Source organism: Rhodopila sp., assembly GCF_035548095.1.
Taxonomy (GTDB): Bacteria; Pseudomonadota; Alphaproteobacteria; order Acetobacterales; family Acetobacteraceae; genus Rhodopila.
Window position 1 is genome coordinate 160,580 of record NZ_DASZUV010000018.1, and the last position, 24,155, is coordinate 184,734.

Genomic DNA, 24,155 nt, shown 5'->3' on the forward strand with positions numbered 1-24,155 from the left:
GCGGGAACAGAAGGCATACCATGCTGCGCATCACCCAACTCGATCACATCGTGCTGCGGGTCGCCGACCTGGCGGCGATGAAGCGCTTCTATTGCGATGTCCTCGGCTGCACGATGGAACGGGAGCGGGATGATCTGGGTCTCTACCAGCTCCGTGCCGGGGCAGCGATGATCGATCTCGTGCCCGTCGACGGTCCGCTCGGCCGCAAAGGCGGCACCGCCCCCGGCAGCGAAGGCCGCAATCTGGATCATTTCTGCCTGCAGGTGGAACCGTGGGACGCCGAGGCGATCACCGCCCATCTGCGCTCGCACGGCGCCGATCCGGCCCCTGTCGCGTCACGCTATGGCGCCAACGGTCAAGGGCCGTCGATCTACGTTCCGGACCCGGAGGGCAATGTCGTCGAACTGAAGGGACCGCCCGACCTGGTACAGTCATAGAGCAGGCTCACGCCGGCAGCCCGGCGGCCTGCAGCGCATCCGCGTACATCTCGGCCATGCGTTCGACGGGCACCGGAATGCGCGCAAAGAACCCCGAGACGGTCAATCCGGGCTCGATGTCCAGCAAATCCCTCACCATCTGCCTGGCGCGATCCATTTGCCCCAGCCTGACCTGGGCCACCGCGGCCGCCCGCAGCGCCACCGCGAAGCGCCGGTTCAGGGCCAGCGCCTGCTCCGCCCAGCGCAATGCCCCGGCATAGTCCGCGGAATACGCGCCAGCCTTCGTTCCGGGCGCGGCCACGACGGTACAGGTCATGGTGAAGGACTCGTCCAGATACGCAGCGAGCGGCGGCTGGGGTTTCGGCCGTTTCATCGATGGCAAGGCGGCCGACAAGGCGCAGCATGAAACATGCCCCGCCTGCCACAGCGCCGTTGTCCGCAACCATGACCTCGTGTTCACCCGGTGGGCGCCATAGGCCGACCGCGGCGCAAGGCGGTCAGCTGCCCGGCTTCGTCTCCACCGGGATGGCGGGCGTCAGCACCACTGGCTCATTCGCCGTCGCGCCGGACGGCTGGCTCTGCAGGGACTTGACGACCGTATCCACGCTCGACGGCAACGGGGCGGCGACCGAGGCGGCAGCGGCATCCGCGGCGGCCTTCGTGGCGGCCGAGGCGTCACCCTGCGCGGCCAGGGCCGCGCCGGCCGCTGCCGTGGCGGCCGCTGCCGCCGTGGAGGATACGCTCTTGTCCTCGCTCGTCTTGATCGGGTCGGTACTGCCGGAGGTGGCGCCTGAAGTGCCGCTTGAGGTGCCGCTTGAGGTGCCGCCGGGCGCGGATGCCTTGACCGCGTCGCCGAGCGTGCTGTCGGTGGCGGCGGGCTTGGCTCCATCGGGCTTCGACGTGGCTGGCTTGGCTTCGTCCGGCTTGCCGGCGTCAGGCTTGCCGGCGTCAGGCTTTGCTCCGTCCGCCTTCGGAGCGTCGTGCTTCGGCGCGGGGTCGGCAGCCAGCGTATAATCCGGCACGATGCGCGCCTGATTCCCGGCGATCACCAGTACGTGCAGACCCACCGCCAGCGGCGTCTTGTCCTTTTGCGTGACACTGACCAGCTCGCCGCTCTTCTTTTGCACGACATACTCATAGGCAGTCGTATCAACGGTCGCGTGCTCCACCGCTGATCCGGCGATGCCACCTACCAAGGACCCGCCCAGCGCCGACAGGGCAGCCACCGGGCCGCTGCCCACCTGCGCGCCGGCAATCCCGCCCGCGGCAGCGCCGGTGACGGTGCCGGTGGCGCCGGTGGCGCTGATATCCACCTGCCGAACCCCGACGATCACGCCTTGATCTACCTTGTTGGCCTGTTGCACGGCATTCGTCGAATAGGTATCCGGCGAATATTTCGGGCCGCAGGCGCTCAGCCCGGCCAGCAGGAGCATGGAGATCGGAAAACGCAGGATCAAGGCAGGCCTCACTTCGTGATGGCGGGTCGTGGTAGCCGACGCCGGCAGTGCTTGTCACGGCAACCCTGCCATCGTCGTGGCGCCACATGTGCTGGCATGACAAGACGGCAATGAGCACCGGTTTCCGCCATCGACGGACCCGGTCACCGGGTCTAGCATCGGGCCATGACCCAGCCCTCCTCCCCAACAGCCCCAAAGCGCGGCCTTGCGCGCAATACCGCGAATTATGGCGACCGGGACTTCGCGCTGTATCTGCGGCGATCCTTCGCCAAGTCAATGGGCTACTCCCAGGCGATGCTGGATCGCCCGGTGGTGGGCATCGTCGATACCGGATCGGCCTACAACAACTGCCACCGCACGGTGCCGGAGCTGATCGAGGCGGTGAAGCGCGGCGTGCTGGGCGCCGGCGGCCTGCCCCTGCCCTTCCCCACGGTCTCGCTGTGCGAGCCATCGCTGTTTCCCACTTCCATGCACTATCGGAACCTGGCGGCGCTGGACACGGAAGCGATGCTGACCGCGCAGCCGATGGACGCGGCAGTGCTGATCGGCGGGTGCGACAAGACGGTGCCGGCACAGCTGATGGGCGCCGCCTCGGCCGACGTGCCGGCCGTGCAGCTCGTCACCGGCCCGATGCTGGCCACGCCGTTCCAGGGCGAACGCCTGTCCGCCTGCACCGATTGCCGCCGCTACTGGGCCGCCTATCGCGCCGGCACCGTCAGCGAGGAGCGGATCGGCCAGATCGAGGGCCGTCTGGCGACCACCGCGGGTACCTGCGGCGTGATGGGCACCGCCTCCACCATGGCGTGCTTGGCCGAGACCCTCGGCATGGTGCCACTGGGCCATGGCTCGATCCCCGCCGTGCATGCCGACCGGCTGCGCGCGGCCGAGGAAGCAGGTGCGCTGGCGGTCAGACTGATCGAGAATCCGATCCGCCCCTCGCAGATCATCACCGAAAAATCGGTGGAGAACGCGCTGCGCGTGCTGCTGGCCCTGGGCGGATCCACCAACGCGCTGCTTCACCTGACGGCGATCGCCGGGCGGCGCGGCGTGAAAATCGACCTGCATCGGCTGAATGAGTTGTCGGATACGACACCCGTGCTGGTGGACCTGAAGCCGACAGGCGAGGGTTATATGGAGGATTTCCATGCCGCCGGCGGCATGCCGGCGCTGCTATGGGAATTGCGGGAGCTGCTGCACCTGGAGCCGGTCGACGTGACCGGCGTGCCACTGGGTGAGCGGCTGGCGGAGCCGCCATTCGTCGATCGCCGCTATATCAGGCCGCGCGCCGATCCGGTCTCGCCGGTGGGCGGCATCGTCGCCCTGTTCGGCTCCCTGGCACCGCGAGGCGCCATCCTGAAACGCAGCGCCGCCACGCCGTCCCTGTTCGAGAAGGAAGCGCGGGTGATCGTGTTCGACGGGCTGGAGGACCTGGCGAAGCGCATCGATGATCCGGCGCTGGATGTTACCGCCGAGGATATCCTGGTGCTGAAGAACGCCGGGTCCCTGACCTCGGCGGGGATGCCAGAAGCCGGTTACCTGCCGATCCCGTCGAAGCTGGCACGCGCGGGCGTGAAGGACATGGTGCGCATGAGCGACTGCCGCATGTCCGGCACCGCCTTCGGCACGATCGTGCTGCACATCACCCCGGAAGCCGCCGCGGGCGGACCGCTGGGATTGATCGAAACCGGTGATCGGGTGCGACTGTCGGTGAAGAGCCGGTCGCTGGATCTGCTGGTGTCGGACGCGGTTCTGGCACGCCGCCGGGCCGCCTGGACGCCACCGCCGAAGCCGGTACGAGGATGGGACCGGATCATCCATGAACAGGTGTTGCAGGCGGATGAAGGCTGTGACCTGGCGGTGCTACGCGCCGAGGGGTGACACCCTCCACGGGTCATGCCGCATCCTGATCCGTCCACCAGGATCCGTCCACGAGGGTCCGTCCATGGGCGCGCTGGGACCACGCCTCGCTGAGCGGCGGTGCCTGGAACGCCGTTCAGCCTGATCGCGGTTTTGTCCCGAAGACATGCTCCGGCCCCGGGAAAGCGCGCGACCGGACCTCCGTCGCATAGGCGGCTGCCGCCGCGTCGATTGCCTCGCCCAGTTCCGCATAGCGCTTGACAAAACGTGGCGTGAACGCACCGAACAGGCCCAGCAGGTCGTCCGTCACCAGGATCTGGCCGTCGCAGGCGGGGGAGCCGCCAATACCGATCACCGGCACCGGCAGGTCGGCTGTCAGCTCGCGGGCCAATGGCTCACGCACCGCCTCTACCACCACCGAGAATGCGCCGGCATCGACGATTGCCCGAGCGTCCATGCTGATCTTGACACTCTCGGCGTCGTCCTTGCCGCGGGCCCGATAGCCACCCAGCGCGTTCACCGCCTGCGGGGTCAGGCCGACATGACCCATCACCGGGATGCCGCGCTGGACCAGATAGGCGACGGTATCCGCCATCTCCACCCCGCCCTCCAGCTTGACCGCGGTGCAGCCTGTCCTGGACATGACCGCGGCGGCCGCCTCGAACGCCGCCGGTGGAGACGCCTGATAGCTGCCAAACGGCAGGTCCACCACGATCAGCGCCTTCTTCGTGTGACGGACGACGGCATCGCCATGGGCGATCATCTGCGCCAGCGTCACCGGCAGGGTGCTGTCATAGCCATAGACGACCATGCCCAGACTGTCACCGACCAGCAGCATATCCACGTGCGGATCCAGCAGGCGGGCAACCGGGGCTGTATAGGCGGTCAGACAGACCAGCGGTACGCCGCCCTTGCGCGCCATGAACTGCGGCACCGACACACGTCTGACATCCCCGGATACACTCAAGGCACGCTCCTCGCCGACCACTCCTGCCGCGACCATGCCATCGGACGTCTCGATCGCCAAACCGGCCATGACCAGCCAGCGTGTGCCACCGCAGGGTCGCCGCGCATTTTACTTCTATTCAGTAACGTCCCTGATTTATGAACGATCGGGAAGCGGACCGGCACCGCCATCCCCGTGCTACTCCATCCCCGTGCTACTCCATCCCCGTGCTACTCCGTTCCCATGCTACGACATCACAGACACCCCGTCAGGCGGCAGACGCGCAAGCAATGCTGTAGCCGTTTCTCCCAGAATGGGGTGCACCCAATCGGGTGCCACGTCCACCAGAGGTGCCATGACAAACCGGCGCAGATGCGCGCGCGGATGCGGCAGGATCGGGTCGGGCGCGGCACGGATCAACGAGCCGATGGCGATGATGTCCAGGTCCAGCGTGCGGGCGGCATTGACCTCTCCGCGCTGGCGCCCGCACTCGGCCTCTATCGTCATCAAGGAAGCCAGGAGCGCAGCCGGGTCGACGGTTACGCCGGGATCTGCGACCAGTGCCGCCACGGCGTTGACATAATCGGGCTGATCGGAGGCGGGGACCGGTGTTGTCCGATACCACCGCGACAGCCGGTGTACATGCAGGGCTGGCAACGCAGCCAGACGGCGCACCGCGTGTTCCAGCGTTGCACGCGGCTGGCGTCCGTCCCAGCCAGGGAGATTTGCGCCCAAGGCAACGAAGATCATCGCTTTTTGTGACATTCCGTGGACCGTTTCGTCTTTCGCAATTCTGTCACCTCGGTATAGTAGCGTTCGCCGGATTCGCGACGATTAGCCGAACTGTCGGCGAACACGTATGAAAGCAATGCCAAAGGCGATTTTAACAAGGTACCTCCGATGTCCTTTCTCCCGAACGAACGGGTCGCGCTCTTCATAGACGGGGCAAATCTGTATTCCGCCTCTCGAAACCTTGGGTTCGACGTCGATTATCGCAACCTACTGGAGTATTTTCGCAAGCGAGCTCACGTTATCCGGGCGTATTACTATTCCGCCGTGCTGGAGACCGAGGAATACTCGCCATTGAAGCCATTGACCGATTGGCTTGCCTATAACGGTTACGCCCTGGTGACCAAACCGGCCAAGGAATTCACCGACGCAACCGGCCGCCGCCGCGTCAAAGGCAATATGGACATCGAAGTCGCGGTGGACATGCTGGAGCTGGCCGACAAGCTCGACCATGTGGTCTTGTTCAGCGGAGATTCAGATTTTCGCCGCCTGGTCGAAGCAGTGCAACGCAAAGGTGTGCGAGTATCGGTGGTTTCATCCGTGCGCACCAGTCCACCAATGGTAGCAGACGATCTGCGTCGACAGGCAGACAATTTTCTCGAGCTGGCCGATATCGCGTCGGAGTTTACCCGCCGCCAGACGGAACCGCGCAGCCGCGGCATACCAATGCGCAGCACGCCCGCCGAACCATTCGCCGATCCGCACGACGCCGCTTGACTGCCGCTTCCTTGCCAATCTCCCCGGGGCTGCCCGCGCCGGACTGTCCGCTGTGCCCGCGCCTGGTGGCGTATCGCATTGCGAACAGGACAGCCAACCCGGCATGGTTCAACGGTGCGGTCCCCAGCTTTGGCGATATCGATGCCCGGCTGCTTGTTGTCGGCCTAGCACCCGGCGTACGCGGCGCCAACCGGACCGGGCGGCCATTCACAGGCGATTTTGCCGGCGTTCTGCTCTACCATACCTTGCTGAAATTCGGGCTGGCACATGGCCGTTACGGTGCCGATCCCATGGATGGCATGACGCTGAGGCACACACGTGTCACGAACGCGGTGCGATGCGTGCCGCCTGCGAATCTTCCCACCCCGGCCGAGATCACGTCGTGCAATCCGTTCCTGACAGCCGAACTAGCGGCCATGCCGCAGTTGCGCGCCGTCCTCGCGCTGGGCGGCGTGGCCCACAAAGCGGTACTGCGCGCGCGCGGCCTGCGGGCGAGCCACGTACCGTTCAAGCATGGCGTCCTGCACGAGCTGCCGGGCGGCCTGTTACTGGCTGACAGCTATCATGTGTCCCGCCTCAACACGAATACCGGGCGGCTGACGACAGAGATGTTCGAGGCTGTCGTCGGCGCCATCGTTGCGCACATCGGCCCATGAGATCAGGCGGGGAGATCAGGCGGGGAGATCAGGCGGACGCGGCCAGGGCCGCGTCGATAGCGTTGGTCAGGGCCGAACCGCCAGGCTCGTCTGAAGCGGCGAATGTCGCGATGACCTGGCCGTCACGTCCGATCAGGACCTTGTTGAAATTCCACGCCGGCTGCCAGCGATGGTCCGCGGCGAGCCACGCATAGAACGGCGCCGCCTGCGCGCCGCGCACATGCGCCAGCGCGGTCATCGGAAAGTCGATGCCGAACCGCGTGTCACAGAAATCCTTCACCGTGGCGTTGTCGGCAGATTCCTGGTTGAAGTCCTGGCTCGGCACGCCAATGACAACGAGGCCGGCCGCCTGCTTCGCCCTGTACAGCTTTTCCAGCGCCTCGTATTGATAGGTATAACCACAGAAGCTGGCCGTGTTGGTCACCAGGAGCACGCGCCCCTTGGGAGCACGCGCCCCTTGGGAGCACGCGCCCCTTGAAAGAGGCGAAATCCAGTGTACCGCCCTCGATCGCTGGAAAACGGAAATCCCAGGCGCGCCTGCTCGCTTCCCCGGCCATGGCACTCTTACCTCCCGTGAACCCGACAGCCGACGCAGCCAGAACCGCGCGGCGGGACAGCTCAACCATATCGCTCCTCCTGCCAAGGATCACCGTTATTGTGATAGCCGCGAACCTCCCAGAAGCCCGGATGGTCGCTGATGGTGAAATGTATCCTTCGCAACCATTTCGCCGATTTCCACAAATAGAGCCGCGGCACCAGCATCCGCACTGGTCCGCCATGCTCGCGGGAGATGGATTTGCCTTCCCATTGATGAACCAGAAACACATCCGGCTGGTCGAACTGATCCAGCCGGATGTTCGTCGTATAACCGTCATAGCTGGTGAAGATGACATGCCTCACCTCCGGACGAGGCTGCACGATGTCCAGCAGGTCCCGCGCCGCCACGCCCCGCCAGTGATTGTCGTAGCGGGACCACTGCGTGACGCAATGCATGTCGGACACGCTGTCGGTCTGGGGCAGCGCCAGAAACTCCGCCCAGTTGAGGCTGAGGCGGTCTTCCACTGCGCCATCCACATCCAGCCTGAATGTCTGCTCCGTCACCTGTGGCTGGGCGCCAAGATCCAGGACAGGCCAGTCCCGGACCAGGCGCTGGCCTGGCGGCAGACGCTCCCGCGCCGGGCCCGCCATGGTATCGGTCAACAGCCGGCCTTGCCGCGCCCAGTCCTGCTTACGCGCGATCAGCTTGTCCCGGATCGCGCCGGACACGGGCACATCGCCGTCGGAACCAGACTCGTTCGCCATGTCGCCTCTCGGGATGGTGCCATCCTGCTAAGACTGGCGGCTCCGGCGGACGTTGCAAGGCCCCAGCCTACAGGGACAGGACGCGACCCAGCAGACGGCGACGTCTCGGGGTCGCTTCGGCCGCCAGGGCCGGAGGAGAGGTGGCGACCACGGGCGGCGTCCACATCGTGGTCCCGCACAACTGCCAATGGGTCCCCTCCGGCTGACACACCGCGACAGCATTGTGACAGGCCCGACACAGAAGATCGCCACCGGAAGGGGTCATGGCTTGCACCCGGATGGCACCCATCGCCGCGCCGGCATGGATGGCCTCATAACTTTGACGGAACAGGTTTCCGATGACGTGGCGGCGGCCATAATCCATGCAACATAGCAGTACATCGCCATTGGGCAGCATGACGTTATGATCAAAGAATGGCGTCGATGCGCACAGCAAGGCCTGCTCCCTCCGGACGGCGTCCACCAACAGGCCGGGGCGGAAGCCGTCACGACGCAGGTTCTCGGCCCGCGAGATGCCCAGGAATGGTGACAGCCGGTCCGGCACGAGGTCGCGCAAAGGCTGGGCGACACTGCCATCCGCGCTCATGGTCATGAACGACAGGCCCGGGCGTGGATGGGTGCGGTGGAATCCCAGAAAGCACCTCAATGTCTCCCGATAGGTGGCTGACGGCTTCCAGCCCGTCATGTGGCCATCGCCGTCGGGCAGATGGATCACCCAGGGCGCATCAGGCGCGATCCGGTCTCCGAACCGTCCGATCAGCAATGTCGCATCGTCGGGCTGCATGCCCTGCAGCGTGGTATACAAGGCGACGTTCCGCCCCTGGTCGAATGCCATTACCGCCATGGCCGTGGCGTCTGGGTTCAACCAGGGCTCCGCCATGCCGGAGAAATCGATGCGCACATGGCGCGGAACCGCGTCCAGCACCATCCGGAACGCATCCAGCGTCAGGCGGCGGGGCGCATCCCTGGGAAAGGATTTCACCAGCCGGTCTTGCGGGCAGAACCGGCAGGCCAGGGCACAGCCAAGATGGGTGGTTATCTCTAGCGTCGGCATGCCCCCGATATGCCGAGCCTATATTTAAGGATTCGTTAAAGACCGGCAGCCGCTTCGTGCGAGCCGGGCCGAGCCCGCCGCCCGTGGCAGGGTCGCCCGGGGGCGGCAGATTCGAGCTGCTAAGATGATAGGGTCGGGTTGACCCTGTCATGCTTCATCAGCTCTTTGATTCAAGAGCGCGATTCACGCCTTCCAACCGCCGGCTTCAGGCGATCGCGCTCTATCGCCATTCAAGAGCGCGATTCACGCCTTCCAACCGCCGGCTTCAGGCGATCGCGCTCTATCGGAAGGAAATGAACCCGACCACCGCGCTGGCCGCTACGAGCAGCGCCGGATTGATCTTGTAGTGCAGCAGGATCAGCAGCACCGCGGCCGCTATCGCCGCGGTTTCGGTGCCGAAAATCGCACCCTTTGCGATGGTATAGCAGCCGGCCAGCAACAGCCCGATGGATACCGGGGCCAGTCCGCGCTGGATCGAGTCCCGCCATGGCCAGGCTTCCAGCCGCTTCCAGCCGCGCCCGGCGCCATAGGCCAGCAGCGCGGTCGGCAGAAAGAACGCGACCAGAACCGCCAGCGCCCCCACCACACCACCCGCCCAGTCGCCGACCGCGACGATCATCATCATGTTCGGGCCGGGCGACATCTGGCCAATCGAATACAGATGGATCAGCTGCTCCTTGGTCAGCCATTGATGCACCGTGACGCTGAGATATTCCATCTCGGGGAACGCCGCCATGCCGCCACCGACCGTCAGCAGCGACAGATAGGCGAAAACCCGGATCAGGGCGGGAAGCTGGCTCATGCGCGCTTCGCCTTCCGCAGACGCCGGGGATGGTGCCAGAGAATGGAGATCAACCCCACGCCCAGCAGCACCCACAGTACGGAAACATGATAATAGTCCACCCCAACGACCGTCAGCGCCATGAAGATCAGGTCGACCCGGGTATCGAGTGAGCGCCGGCCCAGCTGGATCGCGGTATACAGCACCAGTCCCACCGCCGCCGCCGCGACACCTTTCAGGACTGCGCTGGATGCCGCTCGGTCGCCGTGCTCCCAATAGAGAATCCCGGCGATATACATGATCACCGCGCCGGGCAGGCACATCCCCAGGATTGCCGCCGCCGCGCCCGGCGCGCCACGCAGCTTCTGGCCGACCAGGACTGCGAGATTGGTCGCGTTCAGCCCCGGCAGCGACTGGCTGATCGACAGCATCTCGACGAACTCCTTGTCGTCGATCCAGCCCTCCGCCTCCACCAGCCGGCCGCGCAGATAGGGCACGGCACCGCCGAAGCTGATCGCGCCGATGATCAGGAATTCCCGAAAAATGCGCGCGACCGACACATCCCGCCGCGCCGCCGTTGCCGTTGCCTGTTCGATCGTCTCACTCATGGCTTTGCGGCTCGTTGCCTTTAAGACGATAGACCATGGCCGTCTTGGTGACGCCCAGGGCCAGCCAGTCTTCCACCTGGTTTTGCAGGGACATATAGAAGACGCCCGCCATGCGCTTGGGCTTCTCGGCCACTTTCTCCCGCCGGTCGAACTTGACCTGGAAAGCGAACTCCCCAACCAGTGACTTGTGCTCACCGCGCGTGCGCCACAGCGATACGTCGCATTTGGCCAGCACGCCCTTGCCGAAATCCAGCGTGCCCAGCGGCAACAGGACTTCCTCCACAATCCCCTCGTTCACCACCAGGATGCGCTCATTGTCGGTGATGTTCAGCCGGCGCAGCGCCGGGAAGATTCCTGCCAGCGCCCCGATGTCCAGGCCCTGCCCCTTGCTGACCTGACTCAGGCCGAACTGGCAGTTGTGCGAATACAGGATGCGGTAACCGCCGGACCGATCCTTCAACGGCAATGCCTCGGCCTTGAACTTGATCTCGCATTTGCCGTCGATCCTGGGGCGGACATCCATTTCCGTGGCGGCCCGCTCATCGGGATGGCGGTATTTCAGTACGATCTCGGGTTCACCGACCGGAAACCCGTCCAGATAGCGGACGCGGCGACGCAGGATGAAGGCATTGTTGTAAAGCCGGAAATCCGGCGTATCGCCGAACACGATCTCCCGAATCTGCGGCCGCATGGTCAGTTCCGGATGCTCGACGAAGCCGACACCCTCATTTTCGGCGGTGCGCTTGACGATCGCCCCGAAGTCCCGGAATGCCTGCACCGAGGTGAAGCGATCCGGCTTCAGGATCAGCTTCGCTTCCAGATACTGCACTTCGTCAAAAGGTGCTCCGTCCTCATATGTACCGACCGTCGAGGGCGGAAGCAGGGTGACCTGGGCCGCTGGAGCGGAATCACCCTTGTGCTTTGTCTTTTTCTTTTTCGTTTTCTCATTTGTCTCAGATGTGGTCTTCTTCTTCTTGGCCACGGAAGTCTCCTCGAAAAGACTCGCTGATAATGCGCAGGGTCCGGCCGATATAGACGGTTTGTTCTAGGGACGATACGGCAATCTTTCCTCTCCGGGGCCGACAATAAGGACATGCGGCGCCTCCCTTCCGCGATGTCCCGCGCATGGCCGCACCGCATCGGGCGCCCGTCCCTTCCGGAAAGGATGGCGGTGGCCATGCCGGTCCGTCTGCCCAGCCGCCTTCGTTCCGTGATTGACCCGCGCGGGCACCGGGACCAAAACTACGGCGCATGATCCTGCTTATCGACAACTACGACAGTTTCACGTTCAACCTCTACCATGTCCTGGGCGAGGCCGCTCTGCGCACCGGCCCCTATGACTGCCAGGTCTGGCGAAACGACAAGTTGACCGTCACACAGGCGCTGGCGCTGAAGCCGGAGGCGATCATTCTTTCCCCCGGCCCCTGCACGCCGAATGAAGCCGGGATCTGCCTGGACCTGATCCAGGCCGCCGCCGGCAAGGTGCCGATGCTGGGCGTCTGCCTGGGGCATCAGGCCATCGGTCAGGCCTTCGGCGGTGACGTGGTGCGCGCCCCGGAACCCAAGCACGGCAAGGTGTCGGCGATCAGCCATACCGGCACCGACATTCTCGCTACCCTCCCGTCCCCTTTCACCGCCACGCGCTACCATAGCCTGATCGTCGACCGCGCGACCCTGCCTGGCGTCCTGGTGCCAACCGCGTGGACGGATGACGGGCTGATCATGGGGATGAAGCACCGCGCGATGCCGATCTGGGGCGTGCAATTCCACCCCGAAAGCATCGCCAGCGAGCATGGCCACACCATCCTGGCCAATTTCCTGGCATTGGCCCGCGGCACCAACACGCCCGCTAAAGCCGCCTGAGCACATGTCGAACAATCTGAAACCGGTTCTCGCCCGCCTCGCCGCCGGCGAGACCCTCTCGGATGAGCAGGCCGAAGCGGCGTTCGATGTCATCATGTCGGGAGAGGCGACCCCGGCGCAGATCGGCGCGCTACTCATGGCCATGCGCCTGCGCGGCGAGACAGTGGCGGAGATCACCGGCGCGGTGCGGGCCATGCGCAGCCGCATGACGGCGATCGAGGCACCGGAGGGGGCGATGGATGTCTGCGGCACCGGCGGCGACGGCGCCGGGACGTTGAACGTCTCCACCGCCGTTACCTTCGTGGTCGCCGCCTGCGGCGTGAAGGTGGCCAAGCACGGCAACCGGGCGCTGTCATCGCGTACGGGCGGGGCGGATGTGCTGGCGGAACTGGGCATCAACCTGGATGTCCCGCTCGAACGGCTGTCGGCAACCCTGAATGAGGCCGGATGCGTCTTCCTGTTCGCCCCCCGGCACCATCCGTCGATGCGCCACGCCGCCGGCCCGCGCGTCGAGCTGGGCACCCGCACCATCTTCAACCTGCTGGGCCCGCTGGCCAACCCGGCGCGTGTCCGCCGCCAGCTGACCGGCGTTTTCTCCCCCGACTGGACCCTGCCGATGACGGAGACGCTCGCGGCGCTCGGCCACCATTCCGCCTGGCTGGTGCATGGTCAGGGGCTGGACGAATTGACGCTCGCCGGGCCCAATCACGTGACGGCACTGCGTGACGGCAGGATCAGCAGCTTCACCGTGGATGCCGCCGATGCCGGCCTCGCCCAGGCACCTGTCGCCGCGATCAAGGGCGGTGAAGCGCCGCGGAACGCCGCCGCCTTGCGTGCATTGCTGGAAAACCGGGACGACGGCACCGGCCGCGCCTATCGCGACACGGTTCTGCTGAACGCCGCCGCGGCACTGATCGTCGCCGACCGCGCGGCGGATTTGCGGGAAGGTGTCGCCTTGGCCGATAAGGCGCTGGCATCCGGCGCGGCACTCGCCGCGTTGGAGACGTTGCGGCGCGTCTGTGCCGCCTGAGACCCGGGGAGAGACCATGCCGGACACGTTACCCACGATGCCGGATGTGCTTGCCGGCATTTGCGCCGACAAGCGCGCCGAAGTCGCCGCCGCCAAGGCCACGATCAGCATCGACGCTTTGAAGGTTGCCATCTCGCCGCGAGAGAATGCGCCGCGCGGCTTCGGCTTCGCCCTGAAAGAGGCCGCCGCCGCCGGCCACTATGCGCTGATCGCGGAAATCAAGAAGGCATCGCCCTCGGCGGGGCTGATCCGGCCGGATTTCGACCCGGCGGGCATCGCCGCCGCCTATCAGGAGGCCGGTGCCACCTGCCTGTCGGTGCTGACGGAGCGGACGCATTTTCAGGGTGACCCGGCCCATTTGAAGACCGTGCGCGACGCCGTGCCGCTGCCTGTCCTGCGCAAGGACTTCATCCTTGACCCCTGGCAGGTCTATGAAAGCCGCGTGATGGGCGCGGACTGCATCCTGCTGATCATGGCCGCGTTATCCGACAATCAGGCACGGGAGCTGGAGCAGCTCGCACGCAGCCTGGATCTGGATGTACTGGTGGAAGTGCATGACCGGGAGGAGCTGGAGCGGGCCTTGCTGCTGGAAACATCGTTGATCGGCATCAACAACCGCAACCTGAAAACGCTGATCACCGACCTGAAGACGACCGAGGAACTGTCACCGATGGTCCCGCCGGACCGGTTCTTGATTGCCGAAAGCGGCATCCGGGACAATGCCGACCTGAAGCGCCTGTCCGCCAACGGACCGCAAAGTTTCCTGGTCGGGGAAAGCCTGATGCGCCAGCCCGACATCTATGCCGCGACCCGCGCCCTGTTGGGCGACCGCGCGCCTTGAGCGGCCGATTGACCCATTTCGACCATGCCGGCAACGCCGCGATGGTCGACGTATCCGACAAGCCGGTCACCGATCGTACCGCCACGGCGCGCGCGACTGTCGTGATGGCCGCCGCCACGCTGGAGATGATCCGGCAAGGCTCCGCGAAAAAGGGCGATGTCCTGGGCGTGGCACGGCTGGCCGGCATCATGGCGGCAAAACGCACGGCAGAGCTGATCCCGTTGTGCCACCCGCTGCCGATCACTTCCGTGAGGATCGACCTGACACCCGACCCGGCGGCCAGCACGGTGGAAATCTCCGCCACGGTCCGCACCGCCGGCCAGACGGGCGTCGAGATGGAAGCGCTGACCGCGGCGAGCGTCGCGGCATTGACGGTCTATGACATGTGCAAGGCGGTCGATCGCGGGATGCGCATCGACGGGCTGAGGGTCACCCACAAGGCCGGCGGAAAGTCGGGCGAGTTCTCGCAGAAATAGAGGCCCGCAGACAATCGACGCGGACAACCGACACGGACAACCGACGCTGGCAAGCCCGCGGCCAGCGTGATCATCGGGCGGCGGAGGAGGCCGGCATCCGGCGCCGTGATCGGGCGGCGGTGGCATTGACCTCGTCAGCCGAAACCAGCACCACGTTCCGGCGCGCCTGTGCCGCGAGACGTTCAAGAGAAGGATTCGAAGCTATGACGAAATTGTTGACGGCCGCGGTGGTGGCCGCGGGACTGGTTCTCGCCACCGCTGCCCCGTCCGTCGCGCGGGAAAAGCAGGCCGCCGTCGGCACCGAGCTGCTAGGCAAGGCCACCATCGAGTCGGTGGATATGCAGACCCGACACGTGCTGCTGCGCGGTGATGATGGCACGCTGCAGACGGTCACCGTCGGACCTCAGGTTCAGAACCTTGGACAGGTCAAGCCGGGCGACAGGGTCTCGGTGCGGGTACGCCTGGGTGTGCTGGCACAGATGGCGGCGCCGAACGACGCGGCCCCGCCCGTGGGACAGGCGGACATCGTCGGGCGAGCGGCCCCGGGCGCGCGGCCAGCAGGACTGGTCGGCGAGGCTTTTCGGGTTCGCGTGACCTTCAACAGCTATGACCCGAAGACCAGGATCGCGCACATCACCCTGCCGGATGGCAACCAGGCCAGTGGCGTGCTGCACACGAAGACGATGCAGGACTTCGCGGCCGGCCTGAAGGCCGGCGACAAGGTCGACGTGACGTTTATCCGATCTGTGGCGATCGCGGTCACACCCGGGGCGTGAAGAACACCGCCGTCCGATCCGTCATCCGCTCCCCGGCCGGCTTTGCCGCCGGGGACTACAGCGGCCAGACCCGGACGATCAACACACTTCCCAAGGCCACGACCAGCAGCGTCAGCGGCAGTCCCAGTCGCCAATAGTCGCTGAACCGATAGCCGCCGGGTCCCATCACCAGCAGATTGTTCTGGTGCCCGACCGGTGTCAGGAAATCGCAGGACGCCCCCAGCGCGACGGCCATCAGGAAGGCATCCACCCCCAGTCCAAGCTGCGAGGCGACCTGCGCCGCCACCGGCCCCATCACCAGTACGGCGGCCGCATGGTGCAGGAACGGGGTCACCAGCATCGACACCAGCAGGATGAAGCCCACTGCCATGACGCCGGGCAGGTGCCCGGCCACCACCGCCAGCGCATCCGCGATCAGCTTCGCCGCGCCTGTCTCGTTCAATGCCTCCCCCACGGGGATCAGGCAGCCCAGCATCACGATGATCGGCCAGTCGATCGCGTCATATGCCTGGCGAGGCGTCAATGAACCACACACAACCACAAGCACCGCCGCGGCGAAGAAGGCCAGTTCACTGGGCACCAGGTGGAAGCCGATCACACCCACCACCGCCGCCAGGATCGCCAAAGGCAGCAGGCGAGACCGATCCTGGCCCAAGGTGAGATTGCGCTCCGCCAGCGGCAGACAGCCCAGCTGGGACAGAACGTCCGGCAGCACGGATTCGGGACCTTGCACGAGGATCGTATCGCCCGGCTGAATCCGGGTCTGATGCAGCCGGTCGCTGATCGTCTCCCGCTGTCGGCCCAGCGCAAGCACGTTAATGCCGAAGCGCTGCCGCAGGGACAGCCCGGCCAGGGTGTGGCCGATCAGCAAGGAGCGTTCAGTGACCACCGCTTCGGCCGATTCAATCGTCTCGTCCTTCCCGCCGCCATGCGGCAGCTTTTCCGCCGCCGCCAGTTCAAGGCCGGCCTGATCCAGCAACGGTTTCAGCGCCACGGGGTCGCCCTGCAGGATCAGCAGGTCGCCGGCATACAGCCGCCAGTGGCGCGCCGGCGTATACCGGTGGTTGCCCTCGCGAATGATCGCCGATACCGCCACCGCGCCGTCGGCTAATGCCTCGAGGTCGCCGACGGTCTTGTCGACCAGCGGGGAACGCTCCGTCAGCCGTGCCTCACTGACATATTTGTCGATTTCGAACAGCCGCTCCGCCGCAGGCTGGCCGCGGCGTCCCTTCGGGATCAGCCGCCACGCCACCGCCAGGAACAGCACTGCCACCACAGACAGCGGCAGACCGACAGGCATGAAGTCGAACATGGCGAACGGCTTGCCCTCGGTCTGCTGCCGCACCGCGGAGATCAGCAGGTTCGGCGAGGTGCCCACCAAGGTCATGGTGCCCCCGACCAGCGAGCCGAACGCCAGCGGCATCAGGTACAGCGACGGCGACCGCTCCGACCGCTCGGCCGTCTGGACGGCAACCGGCAGAAAAATGCCCAGCGTCCCGACATTCTTCATGAAGGCGGACAGGAATGTGACGCAGGCCGTCAGGACGGCCACCTGCATGGACGTGCCCGGCAAGGTGCGCAACAGGCGGCGCATTCCGGCCTCGATCACGCCCGAGACGGCCACCGCCCTGCCCAGCACCAGGACCGATGCGATGATGATGATGACCGGGTTGGCAAAACCCTGGAACATCTTGCCGGACGGCACGACACCGGTCAGCGCCGCCGCGGTCAGGGCCAGCGCGGCAACGATGTCGTATCGGATACGGTCCGACATGAACAACGCCAGCATCGCGGCGATGATGGCGAAGGCTTCAATCTGGTGGAGGGTCAAGCACGCCTCATGTCACGAACCGCCTCTCCCTCTCCGCTCAGGCCGCCAACATGAAGGTCACGGCGGAAAGAGCACGACACCGACGTGTATCTGCCTCGGCCATGCGTCGGCGTCATCGACCCGACACGGAAAAGTGACGGCGGCCGGCGTCGTGACGGCGATGTCCGTCAGCCGCCGGTGACGGGCGGGAAGAAACCGACCTCGTCGCCCGGACGAACCGCGGAGGCGGGGTCCGCGAACTCCTGGTTTACCGCGCACCGGATCGATGCGCGGTTCGCAAAGGCCGCCGCATAGCCACCGCCGCGCGCCGCCAGATGGGCAACCAGATCCGCGACCGAGGCCACGCCGTCCGGCAACGCCAAGCGCTCGCTGTCGGTGCCGATCCGTTCCCGCAACCAGGCGAAGTACAGGACGGTGACGGAGTCCGTCATGCGCACGCCCCTATTGAGATTTCGGCGTCGGGATCGTCTCGATGCGCCCATCCGGATGGATCACCGTGCTGGTCCCGTTGCCGTTCGGCACAACGATCGACTGCGTGCCGCCGGGCCCGACAGTCGTCTGGTAGCCGGGTCCGCCGCCGGTTATCACGCTCGGACCGCCTTGCGTCGGCAGCACGGTCCCGGCGGGACCGGTCGATGGCAGCGGCGCCGATGGCGCCGCATGGCTGGTCAAGGGCGGCGGCGTGGCGGGCATCGGTCGCGATGGCGCGGTCGAGCCTGGCGGCGATGAGCTGCCGGGCACCGGATTAGGCATCTGCAGGTTCGGCACGCTGCCGCGGCTGAGCGGAGAGCCCGGCACCGGCATCTCCGGTCCGCCTTCCGTGCGGCCCGTCTGCTCCAGCTCCTGCATCGTCGGCGCGTTGGTGATCTGGCCGGGCCAGATATCGCCAGGCTCCGACGTAATCGGTTTGACGTCGGCGTATTTGCCCAGCACACGCTCCATGTTCGGGCTGTCCGATACGGGCAGGTTGGGGTTCCGGCCGGCGGTGAACGGCGGGTTCCACCACGTCTGGAAGCCGCACCCGCCAAGGGCCAGCACGAGCCCGAGTGAAAGGATCCGCCGCATCAAGAAGGGCTCCGCGTCATCGTGTCGATTTCTCTAAGCAGACATTCATGGCGATGGCCACGAATGTTTGCTTCGGAGTCGTTGGAATCGCATCAGTTTGCCGTCTCCGCATTTCCGGCGCTCCGCCGAATGATGCTTAGCAGGCGATGGCCCTCGTTGCCACATGCCGCAGCGCACCAGCGTATCGCGATGAGGGCGCCGTGTCCGCCATGCAACCCCTTGCGTCCGGCGGACGAGCCGGAGGGTTGGCCGCAGTCCCTTGGTGAACATCGTGCGAGTGACCTCCGCCGGCCCACCTTGGTTGTTGTTTCGCCTCTTGGTTGCTGGCTATCGTGGCGGCGATGACCCACCACTCCGCCGGGGCAAGCGCCTGGAACGGCGCATTGCCGGACGCCTGTCCGAAGCCCATGCGATACGCCGTTCCATGCGGAGTGCCGGGGTATCCGGCACACGGCGCATCCGGCCCGCGAGGTGCGTAGGCCAAGGTCCGGCCGCACATCAGTCGACAAGGGAGCTATCGATGGAACTTGGAATGATCGGCCTGGGACGCATGGGCGCCAACATGGTCGAGCGGCTGATGAAGGCTGGGCACCAGTGCGTCGTCTATGACACCCATGATGACCCGGTGCAGGCCCTGGTCGGCAAAGGGGCGAAGGGCACCACCGATCTGAAGGCTTTCATCGGCATGCTGTCCAAGCCCCGCGCGGTATGGCTCATGCTGCCGGCGGCGGCGGTCGATCCGGTGCTGGAAACCCTGGTCCCGCTGCTGGACAAGGATGACATCGTCATCGAGGGCGGCAATTCCTACTACCATGACGATATCCGCCGGGCGAAGGCGCTGAGGGCGAAGGGACTGCATTATGTCGATGTCGGCGTGTCCGGCGGGGTCTGGGGGCGGGAGCGCGGCTATTGCCACATGATCGGCGGAGAGGACGCGGTGGTAAAGCATCTCGATCCGATTTTCCGTTCCCTCGCCCCCGGTGTCGACGCCGCGCCGCGGACGCCCGGCGCGTCTGGCGAACCCGAGCAGGCCGAATACGGCTATCTGCATTGCGGTCCGAACGGCGCTGGGCACTTTGTAAAGATGGTGCACAACGGCATCGAGTACGGCCTGATGGCAGCCTATGCCGAGGGCTTCAACATCATCCGCCATGCCAATGAGGGCCTGGCAAAGCAGGTAGTGGACGCCGAAACAACCCCGCTGCGCCATCCCGAGTTATATCAGTATGAGATCGATGTGGCGAAGGTCGCCGAGGTCTGGCGGCGCGGCAGCGTTGTCGGTTCCTGGTTGCTCGACCTGACCGCCAGTGCCCTGCGCAAGAGTCCCGATCTTTCCAACTTCCATGGCCGTGTGTCGGACTCCGGCGAAGGCCGGTGGACCGTGCTGGCCGCGGTCGATGAAGGCGTGCCGGCACCGGTGATCAGCGCGGCCCTGTACTCCCGCTTCTCCTCCCGCGGCAATGCCGAGTTCGCCGACAAGCTGCTGTCGGCCTTGCGGTTCGAATTCGGCGGCCATGTCGAAAAGACCGCGGAGTCCTGACCGATGGACGATCCCCGTTCCGATGCCGTCGTCTTTTTCGGGGCGACCGGCGATCTGGCCTACAAACAGATCTTCCCTGCCCTGCTGGGCCTCGTGCGCGATGAGGGGTTGAGCGTCCCCATCATCGGGGTCGCCAAGGCCGGCTGGGGACTGGACCAGTTGAAGGAGCAGGCGGCCGACAGCCTGAAGCATCACGGCGTGACCGATGATGGCACGATCAGGAAGCTGACCGACCTGCTGCGCTATGTCGATGGCGACTACAACGATGACGCCACGTTCAACGCCCTGCGCAAGCAGCTGGGGGATGCCAAACACCCGCTGCATTATCTGGCCGTGCCGCCAAGCCTGTTCGGTACCGTCGCCGAGGGGCTGGCGAAGTCCGGATCGGCCGAGGACGGGCGGCTGGTGATCGAGAAACCGTTCGGCCACAACCGCGAGTCCTCCCGTGAGCTGAGCCGGCTGCTGGCGAAGTTCTTCCCCGAGGATGCGATCTTCCGCATCGACCATTACCTGGGCAAGGAGCCTGTCCAGAATATCGTCTATACGCGGTTCGCCAACTCGTTCCTGGAGCCGGTCTGGAACCGTGAGCATGTCGAATCCATCCAGATCACCATGGCCGAGGATTTCGGCGTCCAGGACCGTGGGCATTTCTATGATGAGACCGGGGCGATCCGCGATGTGGTGCAGAATCACCTGCTGCAGGTGCTGGCGCAGCTGACGATGGACCCACCCACCGGCGAGGAACATGAGGCGATGCGCGACCAGAAGGCCGCGCTGCTGAAGGCGGTGCGGCCGCTGGACCCGATGAGCGTGGTGCGCGGCCAATATGACGGCTACCAGTCCGTCGACGGTGTCCGCCCGGGATCAACCGTCGAGACGTTCGTCGCGGTGCGGCTGCTCATTGAAAGCTGGCGCTGGGCGGGAGTGCCGATCTTTATCCGCGCCGGCAAGAGGCTGCCGGTCACGGCGACGGAGGTCACGGTCCGTTTCAAGCGGCCGCCGCGCGAGACCTTCAACGAGGTGGTGCCCAACAAGGCCGGCCATATGCGCTTCCGCATCAGCCCCGATGTCAGCATCGGCATGGGTGTGCGGGTGAAGCAGCCCGGCGAACGGATGGTCGGTCAGGACGTGGAGATGATCCTGACGGAGCAGCGGCCCAGCTTCATGCCGCCGTATCAGCGGCTGCTGGGCGACGCCATCCGCGGCCTGGGGGAATTGTTCGGGCGCGAGGACATTATCGACGCGCAATGGCGAGTCGTGAACGACGTGCTCGACAACGTCACGCCGGTGTACCGTTACAAGCCAGGCTCCTGGGGCCCGGATGAGGCCGATGCATTATTGGACGGGCACGGCCATTGGCATAATCCCAGCACCTCCTGAAGGATAGCGAGGCGATGCACGAGGTCTTCTTTCTGTTCGACGTCGACAACACGCTGCTGGACAACGACCGGGTGCAGGCCGACCTGGATGCCTATATCAGCTATGAGCACGGTGTCCGCGCGCGCGACCGGTACCGGGAGATTTTTGAGCAGCTGCGCGGGGAACTGGGCTACGCCGACTACCTGGGTGCGCTGGAACGCTACCGGGTCGAGGAATTACACGATCCTCGTATCCTGCGCATGTCCAACTGGCTGGTGGATTACCCGTTCGCGGAGCGGCTGTATCCTGGTGCGCTGGAGGCGGTGAAGAAGGTCCGAAGCTGGGCGCCGTCGGCGATCCTGTCCGATGGCGACGCGGTATTCCAGCCCCGCAAGGTGCAGCGCTCCGGCCTGTGGCAGGCCTTCGACGGGCATGTGCTGATCTATATCCATAAAGAGGAAGAGCTGGAGGATGTCGAGCGCTTCTATCCGGCGAAGCGCTACGTCATGATCGACGACAAGCTGCGCATCCTGACGAAGATGAAGCAGGTCTGGGGGGATCGCGTCACCACCGTGTTTCCGCGGCAGGGCCATTACGCGATGGACCCCAGGATCCTGGCGGAATATCCGCATGGCGACATCCAGATCGACCATATCGGCGACCTGGCACGCTTCGAGTTGGCGGATTTCCTTCATCCATAGCCGGAAACCCCGGAAGCGGCAGACACCACGCCTCCCACCTGGCCGCCTTCCCATCGGATATATCGCGTCCCATCGGGGCGCCGCATCGGAAAGGACGACACCATGGCGGCAACCGACAGCCTGACCCAGACCCCGGCCTGGAAGGCGCTGCAGTCCCATTACGAGCAGATCAAGGACGTCCATCTGCGCAAGCTGTTCGCCGACGATCCCGGCCGGGGCGAGCGCATGGTTGCCGAGGGCGCCGGCCTGTTCCTGGATTATTCGAAGAACCGGGTCACCGATGAAACCATGCGGCTGCTGCTGCGGCTGGCCGCCGAGCGGGATGTCCTGGCACGGCGGGATGCGATGTTTCGCGGCGAGAAGATCAATGTCACGGAACGCCGCGCCGTGCTGCACACCGCGCTGCGGGCGCCGCGGGACGCCGAGGTGGTCGTCGACGGGGAGAACGTGATTCCCGGCGTCCACGCCGTCCTGGATGCAATGGCCGCGTTCTGCGACAAGGTCCGGGTCGGCGCCTGGACGGGCTATACCGGCAAACCGATCCGCCATGTCATCAATATCGGCATCGGCGGCTCCTATCTCGGGCCCGAGATGGCCTATCGGGCGCTACGGACCTACAGTGACCGCGCTATCTCCTTCCATTTCGTCGCCAATGTCGACGGCGCCGAGTTTGCCGAGGTGACGCGGGCGCTGGATCCGGCCGAGACCCTGTTCATCATCTCCTCCAAGACTTTCACCACGCTGGAGACGATGACCAACGCGGCGACCGCCCGCGCCTGGGTGCTGGACGCGCTGAAGGATGACGCCGCGATCGCCCGCCACTTCGTTGCGGTATCGACGAACAAGGCGGGGGTCGAGACGTTCGGGATCGACACCGCCAACATGTTCGGCTTCTGGGATTGGGTCGGCGGCCGCTATTCGATGGACAGCGCCATCGGCCTGTCCACCATGCTGGCGATCGGCACCGACAATTTCCGCCAGCTGCTGGCCGGCTTCCACGATATGGACGAGCACTTCCGCACCGCGCCGCCGGACAGGAACCTGCCGCTGCTGATGGGGTTGCTGACCGTCTGGTACAACAATTTCTTTGGCGCGCAGACGATCGGCGTGATGCCGTATGCCGGGCCCCTGAGCCGCTTCCCCGCCTATCTGCAGCAGTTGCAGATGGAGAGCAACGGCAAGCATGTCGACATGCAGGGCCGCCATGTCGACTATCAGACCGGCCCGGTCATCTGGGGCGAACCCGGTACCGATGGTCAGCACTCATTCTATCAGCTGATCCATCAGGGCACGAAGCTGATCCCTTGCGATATGCTGGGCTTCTGCCAGCCCTTAAGCCGGTACACGCACCAGCACGACCTGCTGATGGCCAACTTGTTCGCCCAGGCCGAGGCGCTCGCCTTCGGCAAGACGGCTGAGGAATTGAAGACCGAAGGCTCGCCCGACTTCCAGACCCCCTTCCGTGTCGCCGAAGGCAATCGCCCGACCAACATGATCCTGGCCGACAGGCTGACCCCCCGGGCGCTCGGCGCGCTGGTCGCGCTATACGAGCACAACGTGTTCACCCAGGGCGCGATCTGGGACATCGATTCCTTCGACCAGTGGGGCGTCGAGCTGGGCAAGGTGCTGGCGGTGCGGATCATCCCCGAACTGACGGCGGAGGGTGCCCCGGCGCTGCACCATGACGGTTCCACCAATGCGCTGATCCGCCGCTACCGCGCCGCGCTGCGCCGACCCGTCTGATCCGCGCCCGTCCGGAGGAGCCGCCTTTGGCCGGACGGCTCCGGCAGCGTCTCCTAAAAGCATGACAGGGTCTGGTTGGCCCCGTCATGCTCTATCAATTCTTTGATTCAAGAGCGCGATTCACGCCCTCCAACCGCCGGCTTCAGGCGATCGCGCTCTTTGATTCAAGAGCGCGATTCACGCCTTCCAACCGCCGGCTTCAGGCGATCGCGCTCTATCGCCATTCAAGAGCGCGATTCACGCCTTCCAACCGCCGGCTTCAGGCGATCGCGCTCTATCGCCATTCAAGAGCGCGATTCACGCCTTCCAACCGCCGGCTTCAGGCG

Annotated in this window: 28 protein-coding genes; 15 read left to right on the top strand and 13 right to left on the bottom strand. The window is 65.4% G+C overall.

The genetic code is table 11. The features are described from left to right. The first annotated feature begins 20 nt into the window (after positions 1-20). Positions 21-437, top strand: a complete 417-nt coding sequence (locus VHC04_RS14410) for a VOC family protein (RefSeq protein ID WP_325682406.1) — start codon at positions 21-23, stop codon at positions 435-437. A 7-nt stretch (positions 438-444) separates the two neighbouring features. On the opposite strand, the gene VHC04_RS14415 is transcribed toward VHC04_RS14410, so the two are convergent. Then, a complete protein-coding gene (locus tag VHC04_RS14415; RefSeq protein WP_325682408.1) occupies positions 445-753 on the bottom strand; it encodes a tetratricopeptide repeat protein in 309 nt (102 codons plus the stop codon). Here VHC04_RS14415 and VHC04_RS23075 point away from each other — a divergent pair. Next, a complete protein-coding gene (locus VHC04_RS23075) occupies positions 752-913 on the top strand; it encodes a cytochrome P460 family protein (RefSeq protein WP_408903816.1) in 162 nt (53 codons plus the stop codon). The two genes, VHC04_RS14415 and VHC04_RS23075, sit on opposite strands and share 2 nt — an antisense overlap. 21 nt (positions 914-934) lie before the next feature. Here the strand turns inward: VHC04_RS23075 and VHC04_RS14420 are convergent, their stop codons facing one another. After that, positions 935-1,894, bottom strand: a complete 960-nt coding sequence (locus VHC04_RS14420) for a hypothetical protein (protein ID WP_325682410.1) — start codon at positions 1,892-1,894, stop codon at positions 935-937. A 165-nt stretch (positions 1,895-2,059) separates the two neighbouring features. Here VHC04_RS14420 and VHC04_RS14425 point away from each other — a divergent pair, with 165 nt between their 5' ends. Beyond that, entirely contained in the window at positions 2,060-3,772 is a 1,713-nt protein-coding gene (locus VHC04_RS14425; RefSeq protein WP_325682412.1) for a dihydroxy-acid dehydratase, read from the top strand. 115 nt (positions 3,773-3,887) lie between these two features. Here VHC04_RS14425 and panB read toward each other — a convergent pair whose 3' ends face one another. Together panB and folK are read right to left on the bottom strand one after the other, a co-directional pair. Continuing rightward, positions 3,888-4,787 carry a 3-methyl-2-oxobutanoate hydroxymethyltransferase gene (gene panB / locus VHC04_RS14430; protein WP_413789118.1) on the bottom strand — a complete coding sequence of 300 codons (900 nt, stop codon included), beginning with the start codon at positions 4,785-4,787 and terminating at the stop codon, positions 3,888-3,890. 156 nt (positions 4,788-4,943) lie between these two features. Further along, positions 4,944-5,447 (bottom strand): 2-amino-4-hydroxy-6-hydroxymethyldihydropteridine diphosphokinase, encoded by a 504-nt coding sequence (folK, locus tag VHC04_RS14435; protein ID WP_325682413.1) that lies wholly within the window; start codon positions 5,445-5,447, stop codon positions 4,944-4,946. A gap of 150 nt (positions 5,448-5,597) precedes the next feature. Between folK and VHC04_RS14440 the strand changes: the two genes are divergently transcribed. Further along, the gene (locus VHC04_RS14440) at positions 5,598-6,203 is read left to right on the top strand and encodes an NYN domain-containing protein (RefSeq protein WP_325682415.1); all 606 of its coding nucleotides are present in this window, start codon (positions 5,598-5,600) and stop codon (positions 6,201-6,203) included. A gap of 11 nt (positions 6,204-6,214) precedes the next feature. Beyond that, positions 6,215-6,859 (top strand): uracil-DNA glycosylase, encoded by a 645-nt coding sequence (locus tag VHC04_RS14445; protein ID WP_325682417.1) that lies wholly within the window; start codon positions 6,215-6,217, stop codon positions 6,857-6,859. A gap of 28 nt (positions 6,860-6,887) precedes the next feature. On the opposite strand, the gene VHC04_RS14450 is transcribed toward VHC04_RS14445, so the two are convergent. From VHC04_RS14450 to VHC04_RS14475, 6 genes are all read right to left on the bottom strand, one after another. Then, positions 6,888-7,283: a glutathione peroxidase gene (locus VHC04_RS14450; RefSeq protein ID WP_325682419.1), complete on the bottom strand. Its 396-nt coding sequence runs from the start codon at positions 7,281-7,283 to the stop codon at positions 6,888-6,890. 194 nt (positions 7,284-7,477) lie between these two features. Continuing rightward, positions 7,478-8,161: a sulfite oxidase-like oxidoreductase gene (locus VHC04_RS14455; RefSeq protein ID WP_325682421.1), complete on the bottom strand. Its 684-nt coding sequence runs from the start codon at positions 8,159-8,161 to the stop codon at positions 7,478-7,480. 67 nt (positions 8,162-8,228) lie between these two features. Next, a complete protein-coding gene (locus tag VHC04_RS14460; RefSeq protein ID WP_325682423.1) occupies positions 8,229-9,215 on the bottom strand; it encodes a radical SAM/SPASM domain-containing protein in 987 nt (328 codons plus the stop codon). A gap of 280 nt (positions 9,216-9,495) precedes the next feature. Next, positions 9,496-10,017: a chromate transporter gene (locus tag VHC04_RS14465; RefSeq protein WP_325682424.1), complete on the bottom strand. Its 522-nt coding sequence runs from the start codon at positions 10,015-10,017 to the stop codon at positions 9,496-9,498. Beyond that, a complete protein-coding gene (locus tag VHC04_RS14470) occupies positions 10,014-10,604 on the bottom strand; it encodes a chromate transporter (RefSeq protein ID WP_325682426.1) in 591 nt (196 codons plus the stop codon). The genes VHC04_RS14465 and VHC04_RS14470 overlap by 4 nt, the downstream gene beginning before the upstream one ends. Next, complete coding sequence (locus tag VHC04_RS14475; RefSeq protein ID WP_325682428.1) at positions 10,597-11,586, bottom strand: hypothetical protein; 990 nt, start codon at positions 11,584-11,586, stop codon at positions 10,597-10,599. The genes VHC04_RS14470 and VHC04_RS14475 overlap by 8 nt, the downstream gene beginning before the upstream one ends. A gap of 269 nt (positions 11,587-11,855) precedes the next feature. Between VHC04_RS14475 and VHC04_RS14480 the strand changes: the two genes are divergently transcribed. From VHC04_RS14480 to VHC04_RS14500, 5 genes are all read left to right on the top strand, one after another. After that, a complete protein-coding gene (locus VHC04_RS14480) occupies positions 11,856-12,467 on the top strand; it encodes an anthranilate synthase component II (RefSeq protein WP_325682430.1) in 612 nt (203 codons plus the stop codon). A 4-nt stretch (positions 12,468-12,471) separates the two neighbouring features. Beyond that, positions 12,472-13,497, top strand: coding sequence for an anthranilate phosphoribosyltransferase (gene trpD / locus VHC04_RS14485; protein ID WP_325682431.1), 1,026 nt, complete (start codon positions 12,472-12,474; stop codon positions 13,495-13,497). 16 nt (positions 13,498-13,513) lie between these two features. Further along, entirely contained in the window at positions 13,514-14,338 is an 825-nt protein-coding gene (trpC, locus tag VHC04_RS14490; protein WP_325682433.1) for an indole-3-glycerol phosphate synthase TrpC, read from the top strand. After that, entirely contained in the window at positions 14,335-14,814 is a 480-nt protein-coding gene (gene moaC / locus VHC04_RS14495; RefSeq protein ID WP_325682435.1) for a cyclic pyranopterin monophosphate synthase MoaC, read from the top strand. Before trpC ends, moaC begins: the two co-directional genes overlap by 4 nt. Before the next feature lie 215 nt (positions 14,815-15,029). After that, a complete protein-coding gene (locus VHC04_RS14500; protein WP_325682437.1) occupies positions 15,030-15,590 on the top strand; it encodes a hypothetical protein in 561 nt (186 codons plus the stop codon). Between the two features lie 55 nt (positions 15,591-15,645). Here the strand turns inward: VHC04_RS14500 and VHC04_RS14505 are convergent, their stop codons facing one another. The 3 genes from VHC04_RS14505 to VHC04_RS14515 form a co-directional block, all read right to left on the bottom strand. Then, positions 15,646-17,421, bottom strand: a complete 1,776-nt coding sequence (locus tag VHC04_RS14505) for an SLC13 family permease (protein WP_325682439.1) — start codon at positions 17,419-17,421, stop codon at positions 15,646-15,648. A gap of 167 nt (positions 17,422-17,588) precedes the next feature. Next, positions 17,589-17,852 carry a molybdopterin converting factor subunit 1 gene (moaD, locus tag VHC04_RS14510; RefSeq protein ID WP_325682441.1) on the bottom strand — a complete coding sequence of 88 codons (264 nt, stop codon included), beginning with the start codon at positions 17,850-17,852 and terminating at the stop codon, positions 17,589-17,591. Between the two features lie 10 nt (positions 17,853-17,862). Beyond that, positions 17,863-18,486 (bottom strand): hypothetical protein, encoded by a 624-nt coding sequence (locus VHC04_RS14515; RefSeq protein WP_325682443.1) that lies wholly within the window; start codon positions 18,484-18,486, stop codon positions 17,863-17,865. 520 nt (positions 18,487-19,006) lie between these two features. Here VHC04_RS14515 and gnd point away from each other — a divergent pair. The 5 genes from gnd to VHC04_RS14540 all read left to right on the top strand — a co-directional run. After that, entirely contained in the window at positions 19,007-20,026 is a 1,020-nt protein-coding gene (gene gnd / locus VHC04_RS14520) for a phosphogluconate dehydrogenase (NAD(+)-dependent, decarboxylating) (RefSeq protein WP_325682445.1), read from the top strand. Between the two features lie 3 nt (positions 20,027-20,029). Next, on the top strand, positions 20,030-21,406 hold the full coding sequence (gene zwf / locus VHC04_RS14525; RefSeq protein ID WP_325682447.1) for a glucose-6-phosphate dehydrogenase: 1,377 nt from the start codon (positions 20,030-20,032) through the stop codon (positions 21,404-21,406). A gap of 14 nt (positions 21,407-21,420) precedes the next feature. Then, positions 21,421-22,086: an HAD family hydrolase gene (locus VHC04_RS14530; RefSeq protein WP_325682449.1), complete on the top strand. Its 666-nt coding sequence runs from the start codon at positions 21,421-21,423 to the stop codon at positions 22,084-22,086. 102 nt (positions 22,087-22,188) lie between these two features. Beyond that, positions 22,189-23,829 carry a glucose-6-phosphate isomerase gene (pgi, locus tag VHC04_RS14535; RefSeq protein ID WP_325682451.1) on the top strand — a complete coding sequence of 547 codons (1,641 nt, stop codon included), beginning with the start codon at positions 22,189-22,191 and terminating at the stop codon, positions 23,827-23,829. A gap of 86 nt (positions 23,830-23,915) precedes the next feature. Beyond that, a partial coding sequence (locus VHC04_RS14540) for a hypothetical protein (RefSeq protein ID WP_325682453.1) occupies positions 23,916-24,155 on the top strand: 240 nt, incomplete at its 3' end.

Bases quoted from the DNA above. Each gene is read 5' to 3' on its own strand.
- VHC04_RS14410 (WP_325682406.1), top strand. From the start codon at position 21: ATGCTGCGCATCACCCAACTCGATCACATCGTGCTGCGGGTCGCCGAC.
- VHC04_RS23075 (WP_408903816.1), top strand. From the start codon at position 752: ATGGTGAAGGACTCGTCCAGATACGCAGCGAGCGGCGGCTGGGGTTTC.
- VHC04_RS14415 (WP_325682408.1), bottom strand. From the start codon at position 753: ATGACCTGTACCGTCGTGGCCGCGCCCGGAACGAAGGCTGGCGCGTAT.
- VHC04_RS14425 (WP_325682412.1), top strand. From the start codon at position 2,060: ATGACCCAGCCCTCCTCCCCAACAGCCCCAAAGCGCGGCCTTGCGCGC.
- panB (WP_413789118.1), bottom strand. From the start codon at position 4,787: ATGGCCGGTTTGGCGATCGAGACGTCCGATGGCATGGTCGCGGCAGGA.
- folK (WP_325682413.1), bottom strand. From the start codon at position 5,447: ATGATCTTCGTTGCCTTGGGCGCAAATCTCCCTGGCTGGGACGGACGC.
- VHC04_RS14440 (WP_325682415.1), top strand. From the start codon at position 5,598: ATGTCCTTTCTCCCGAACGAACGGGTCGCGCTCTTCATAGACGGGGCA.
- VHC04_RS14455 (WP_325682421.1), bottom strand. From the start codon at position 8,161: ATGGCGAACGAGTCTGGTTCCGACGGCGATGTGCCCGTGTCCGGCGCG.
- VHC04_RS14460 (WP_325682423.1), bottom strand. From the start codon at position 9,215: ATGCCGACGCTAGAGATAACCACCCATCTTGGCTGTGCCCTGGCCTGC.
- VHC04_RS14465 (WP_325682424.1), bottom strand. From the start codon at position 10,017: ATGAGCCAGCTTCCCGCCCTGATCCGGGTTTTCGCCTATCTGTCGCTG.
- VHC04_RS14470 (WP_325682426.1), bottom strand. From the start codon at position 10,604: ATGAGTGAGACGATCGAACAGGCAACGGCAACGGCGGCGCGGCGGGAT.
- VHC04_RS14480 (WP_325682430.1), top strand. From the start codon at position 11,856: ATGATCCTGCTTATCGACAACTACGACAGTTTCACGTTCAACCTCTAC.
- trpD (WP_325682431.1), top strand. From the start codon at position 12,472: ATGTCGAACAATCTGAAACCGGTTCTCGCCCGCCTCGCCGCCGGCGAG.
- trpC (WP_325682433.1), top strand. From the start codon at position 13,514: ATGCCGGACACGTTACCCACGATGCCGGATGTGCTTGCCGGCATTTGC.
- moaD (WP_325682441.1), bottom strand. From the start codon at position 17,852: ATGACGGACTCCGTCACCGTCCTGTACTTCGCCTGGTTGCGGGAACGG.
- VHC04_RS14515 (WP_325682443.1), bottom strand. From the start codon at position 18,486: ATGCGGCGGATCCTTTCACTCGGGCTCGTGCTGGCCCTTGGCGGGTGC.
- gnd (WP_325682445.1), top strand. From the start codon at position 19,007: ATGGAACTTGGAATGATCGGCCTGGGACGCATGGGCGCCAACATGGTC.
- zwf (WP_325682447.1), top strand. From the start codon at position 20,030: ATGGACGATCCCCGTTCCGATGCCGTCGTCTTTTTCGGGGCGACCGGC.
- VHC04_RS14530 (WP_325682449.1), top strand. From the start codon at position 21,421: ATGCACGAGGTCTTCTTTCTGTTCGACGTCGACAACACGCTGCTGGAC.
- pgi (WP_325682451.1), top strand. From the start codon at position 22,189: ATGGCGGCAACCGACAGCCTGACCCAGACCCCGGCCTGGAAGGCGCTG.